Origin of the sequence: Streptomyces sp. MS191 (assembly GCF_008042125.1) — a bacterium.
Taxonomy (GTDB): domain Bacteria; phylum Actinomycetota; class Actinomycetes; order Streptomycetales; family Streptomycetaceae; genus Streptomyces.
Window position 1 is genome coordinate 19,001 of record NZ_RDBI01000075.1, and the last position, 1,233, is coordinate 20,233.

At 74.0% G+C, this 1,233-nt stretch carries 1 protein-coding gene; it reads right to left on the reverse strand.

Features of this window, described 5'->3' with window-relative positions:
- Positions 1-112 precede the first annotated feature (112 nt).
- A partial coding sequence (locus EAO71_RS33490; RefSeq protein WP_410094249.1) for a 3-deoxy-7-phosphoheptulonate synthase occupies positions 113-1,233 on the reverse strand: 1,121 nt, incomplete at its 5' end.

Consider the following 1,233-nt stretch of genomic DNA (forward strand, 5'->3'; position numbering starts at 1 on the left):
GGGCGAACTTCGTCATCAAGCGGTCCTTCACCGCGCAGGTCGCCGGCTGGTCGGCGGCGACCGCGCTGTCCTTCTTCCGCCGGCAGACCGGGGCTCGGCGGACGGGTCGCCGTCAGGCGGCGGCCCGGTCCTGCGCGGCGCGGCGGACGGCGACGGCGTCGGCGAGTTCCTCCAGCATCCGGGCGGTCTGCGCCCAGTCCACACAGGCGTCGGTGACGCTCTGCCCGTAGGTGAGCAGGTCCGTGCGGCCGATCTGGAGGTCCTGCCGCCCGGCGGCGAGGAAGCTCTCGATCATGACGCCGGCGACACCCTGCTCGCCGGCGGCGATCCGGGCGGCGATGTCGGAGACGACCAGCGGCTGACGCTCGTGGTCCTTGTTGCTGTTGCCGTGGCTCGCGTCGACGACCAGCCGCTCGGACAACCCGGCGCCCGCGAGCTGGGCCAGCACCGCGGCGACCGGCTCGGCCCCGTAGTTGGGGCCCTGGCTGCCGCCGCGGAGCACGACGTGCCCGTCGGGGTTGCCGTCGGTGCTGACCACGGTCGCGCGGCCGTCGTCGCCGATGCCCGGGTAGACGTGCGGGTGGGAGGCGGAGACGATCGCGTCGACCGCGTCCTCGACGCTGCCGCCGGTGGCGTTCTTGAAGCCGATCGGCATGCCGAGGCCGCTGGTGACCTGGCGGTGCACCTGGCTCTGGACGGTACGGGCGCCGATGCAGCCCCAGGAGACCGCGTCGGACAGGTAGTGCGGGACCAGCGGGTCGAGGAACTCGCAGGCGACCGGCAGTCCGGTGCCGGCGATCTGGGCCATCAGGCCGCGCGCGAGGCGCAGTCCGCTGGGCAGGTCCTGCGAACCGTCGAGGCGGGGGTCGCTGAGCAGGCCCTTCCAGCCGATCCGGGTGCGGGGCTTCTCCACGTACACCCGCATGACCACGAGCAGGCGGTCCTGGAACTCGGCGGCGAGCGCGGACAGCCGCTCGGCGTAGGTGAGGGCCGCGTCCGGGTCGTGCACGGAGCACGGGCCCGAGATGACCAGCAGGCGGTCGTCCTGGCCGGAGAGGATCTTCGCGATCTCGCGACGTGATCTCTGGGTCGTCTTGCGGGCGAGCGGCGGGAGCGGGATCTCCTCGCGGAGCTCGGCGGGGGTGGGCAGCCGTGCGGCGGGCGCGCCGGTGAACGTCGCGGCGGGCGCGGTGGCCGGGGTGCGGACGAGGCTCATCTGGGTGGGTCCCTTCG